This window comes from Sinorhizobium sp. BJ1, assembly GCF_002531555.1.
GTDB classification, from domain to species: domain Bacteria; phylum Pseudomonadota; class Alphaproteobacteria; order Rhizobiales; family Rhizobiaceae; genus Sinorhizobium; species Sinorhizobium fredii_B.
In genome coordinates this window covers 1-3,597 of sequence record NZ_NWTH01000087.1, presented here as the reverse complement: position 1 = coordinate 3,597, position 3,597 = coordinate 1, and the positions used below count along the sequence as shown (strand labels likewise).

Here is a 3,597-nt window from a genome sequence, read left to right as displayed (position 1 = left end):
GAGGCGGTGAGAAACCGCCCGCCGCGAGGCGGGTTAGGCGCTCACCGCCTACTCTACCCTTTTACGCATCGGTCGAGCAGCGCGACAATCCCGAGCTGCGGGGCCTGCCGATTGCCGTCGGCTATCCTGCCGCCCGCGGCGTGGTGGCGGCGGCCAGCTACGAGGCACGGAAGTTCGGCGTTCACTCGGCAATGCCTTCGGTGACCGCGCAGCGGAAATGCCCCGACCTCATCTTCGTCAGACCGCGCTTTGACGTCTACAAGGCCGTCTCGTTGCAGATCCGCGCGATCTTCGCCGAGTACACACCGCTGATCGAGCCGCTCTCGCTCGACGAGGCCTACCTCGACGTCACCGAAAACCTGAAGGGCATGGAGATCGCCACCGAGATTGCCGCGGAGATCCGGGCGAAGATCAAGCAGGTCACCGGCCTCAATGCGTCGGCCGGGATTTCCTACAACAAGTTCCTCGCCAAGATGGCGAGCGACCTGAACAAGCCCAATGGTCAGGCTGTCATCACGCCGAAAAACGGGCCGGTCTTCGTCGAGGCGCTCCCGGTCAAGAAATTCCACGGTGTAGGCCCCGCGACGGTCGAAAAGATGCACCGGCTTGGGATCGAGACGGGGGCAGACCTCAAAGAGAAAACGCTCGAGTTTCTGGTCGAACTTTTCGGGAAGTCGGGGCCATATTTTTATGGAATTGCCCGCGGCATCGACAATCGCCAGGTCAAGCCGGACCGGGTGCGGAAATCCGTCGGCGCGGAAGACACGTTCTCCGAGGATATCCACTCCTTTGACCCGGCGCGCGAAGGTCTTCAGCCGCTGATCGAGAAAGTCTGGCGCTACTGTGAGGCCAATGAGATTGGCGCCAAGACCGTGACGCTCAAGGTCAAATATGCCGACTTTTCCCAGATCACGCGCAGCAAGACGGTTACGGCACCTCTGAAAGCGATCGGCGAACTCGAGGAAGTGGTCGGGCTGCTTCTGACGCCGATCTTTCCGCCGCGCAGGGGAATCCGCCTGCTCGGCGTCACGCTGTCATCATTGGAACGGCAGACCTCTGTAGTGGCGCCGCAGCTGCGGCTGGCGCTTTAGACCGCCATCGATCACGTGGGTCACCTGCAGCGTCGCTCTTTGCGGAAGCCTCAGCCTCACGGGAGTCGACTCAAGTCAGTCCCCCTCCGGCAAATTGGCCGGATTCCACACGACCTCCCACAGATGGCCATCGGGATCGGTAAAGTAGCCCGCATATCCCCCGTAGAATGTCTCTTGGGCGGGCTTCACGATGGCCGCGCCCGCTTCGCGTGCCTGTTCCATGACTTCATCCACCTCGCTTCGTTGCGAGACGTTGTGGCCGATCGAGAACGAAGTGCTGCTCGCGGGCGCTTTCGTCAGACCGCTATCGTGGGCCAAATCGTCCTGATCCCAGATCGCAAGTTTGATACCGTTCGAAAGATCAAAGAACGCGACGGCGCCATGCTCGAATTCGCGGCCCACGATCCCTGGGGTACGCAAACCCAGTCCGTCACGATAGAAAGCGAGAGACCGCTCAAGATCTGCGACGCCAAGCGTCAGTACAGAAATCCGGGGCTTCATGAGCAATCCTCCCGTTAAATCGTGGCTTGGCACATCCAGTTTCGCGCTGTCTTTGCGTCGAGGCCGCATTGTCGCAGAGGCGCAGACCGTGAGCGAACCTACTATCACTAAGAGTTGTTTTTTCTTGGGCCTCGACTCCGCCGCCTCCAACAGTCCACTCTTCGCCGGCGCGGGTTGCGGTAGAGTGATGCGCCCGCATCCCACCCGGAGCGAAAGTGGCGAGTATCGCACTTTCGAAATGGAAGCGGAGTGAGGCGACCGCGACCTCTCCCCGAAAGAAATCCGCGATGCGCTTGTCGATGCCGCTGATGTGATCCGGATATCGAAGATTATGCTTGATCGGACGAAGCGAGAAGCGTTTACCTTGCCGATGTTTTTTGAAGAGGCGTACCGGAATCGCGGGATCAGACCTTCCTCTCTGATCAAACCGCAGATAGCGTCTCTGGGTAGCTGCATCTCTTGGCTACGTCCCCGCCTCCAACGAAGGCAATAGGATGCGGGATTTGCCCGCCATTGTGGCGGGGCTTTTTTGCTGGCCTTCCTACTCAGACCCATCCTCGCCGAGGTCGACATGCCGACCAATTGAGCGAAGGTAAGCGACGATTTCCAACTTGAGGAAATCACGATCGCCGTAAGTATCCTCGATTTTCTTCAGCCTGCGCTTTGTTTTCTCATAGTCACCCGGCGACAGGTCTGCGTCTCCAACGATGTATTTGTCGTGGCCGACGGCGCAGATGTTGCAGCCGGTTTTGATCACCTCCTCGACGAAGGCAGGGATATCGCTCGCCTTCATCAGCTTTTGCTTGGTACTCTGCGCCATATAGACCACTCCGTTGGGGGCGACCCGCCCCGCCAGCGCTGTCGTTTCGTCGGACGCTACGCAAGGCCCACCGACTAAACTCGCTTAAGTGCGAAACAGTTGCATCCGTTGGAACGACGGAGTCTCGGGAACGATTCTCGGGTGTGAGGATTGAATCGCTCAGTTCGGAACATAGGCATGTCTTGGATCGGTGCGCCAAGACCGCGGCCGCGAGCCGGCAACCTGTTTTCGGCAAGACCGGCCTTCCCGACCGCTTCGGCGCGAGCTCGCGAAACCCTGATCGCCGCACCTGACGTTCCAGGCGTTCGACCTGCTCTATTTGGACGGATACGACCTCAGACGCGTGCCGCTGGTGGAGCGCAAGCGCGCGCTACGCGAGCTCATAGGCGACCGCGCCGCCACCCTCGCCTCTGTCGAATATCTCGACATCCATGAAGGACGAGGTCTACAAGCACGCCTGCATGATGGGCCTTGAAGGCATCGTGTCCAAGCGCAAAGACGCGCCCGACGATCGGGACGGCAGGAAATTTGGACGAGGACGAAGTGCGAAGCGCGCGGCGTTTCCCATCATCGCCTTCGTGGAAAAGCTTGGTGCGCATCCTCGCCGGATCGCCTCGCTCTATATCGGGCGCTGGGAGGGCGACCGCCTCGTCTATGCCGGCAAGGCGCAAACCGGCTACGGCCGGGCAAACTTTTCCTCGATTACCTCAGGAATGACCGTGGCACCACCGCAGACGGCACCTATTCGCCCAGAGCGCGTCCGGGCTTTCCCGTCGCGGCACCTGCGACCTGGAAAGAAATCGAGCGCGGGATAAAGCCGGACGCATTCACAATGAGCCGACCGCCAAGACGACATCGCGCGCTGTGAAGTTCGATCCGGAAATCCTTGGAAAGACTGCACAATGAAATATCCGGGATCGCCACCTCATCAAGCCTTGTACCGATCAAACGCCGTCAGCCTTTTGACCGGCGGGTCGGCCTCTTCCCACCGGTAGATCTCTGACCTCAGGAAGGCGAGCTCCGCAGCGAGCCGCTCCTCGTCGATTTCGATCCACCAGGATTTCGGACGGCCGTCGCTGCCATCGGACCAGCGGTATCCCCGAGCCTTCAGATGATCTTTCATATCGAAGGGGCTGTGCTCGGCGAAGATGCGCACGCGTGAGCGCTGACTTGTCTTGAGAAGTT

Annotated in this window: 3 protein-coding genes and 2 pseudogenes; 2 read left to right on the top strand and 3 right to left on the bottom strand. The window is 60.0% G+C overall.

Annotated elements, in window-relative coordinates:
- Positions 1–1,091: DNA polymerase IV (gene dinB / locus CO676_RS34045; RefSeq protein WP_097524286.1), on the top strand; the 1,091-nt coding region annotated here is incomplete at its 5' end.
- A gap of 75 nt (positions 1,092–1,166) precedes the next feature.
- On the opposite strand, the gene CO676_RS34040 is transcribed toward dinB, so the two are convergent.
- Together CO676_RS34040 and CO676_RS34035 are read right to left on the bottom strand one after the other, a co-directional pair.
- Positions 1,167–1,592, bottom strand: a complete 426-nt coding sequence (locus tag CO676_RS34040; RefSeq protein WP_097524285.1) for a VOC family protein — start codon at positions 1,590–1,592, stop codon at positions 1,167–1,169.
- Positions 1,593–2,133: 541 nt separating this feature from the next.
- Positions 2,134–2,412: a hypothetical protein gene (locus CO676_RS34035; protein ID WP_014763180.1), complete on the bottom strand. Its 279-nt coding sequence runs from the start codon at positions 2,410–2,412 to the stop codon at positions 2,134–2,136.
- 224 nt (positions 2,413–2,636) lie between these two features.
- Here CO676_RS34035 and CO676_RS34030 point away from each other — a divergent pair.
- Positions 2,637–3,092: pseudogene (locus CO676_RS34030) on the top strand (DNA ligase D); the annotation flags it as partial.
- A gap of 248 nt (positions 3,093–3,340) precedes the next feature.
- On the opposite strand, the pseudogene CO676_RS34025 reads toward CO676_RS34030, so the two are convergent.
- Positions 3,341–3,597: pseudogene (locus tag CO676_RS34025) on the bottom strand (3'-5' exonuclease); the annotation flags it as partial.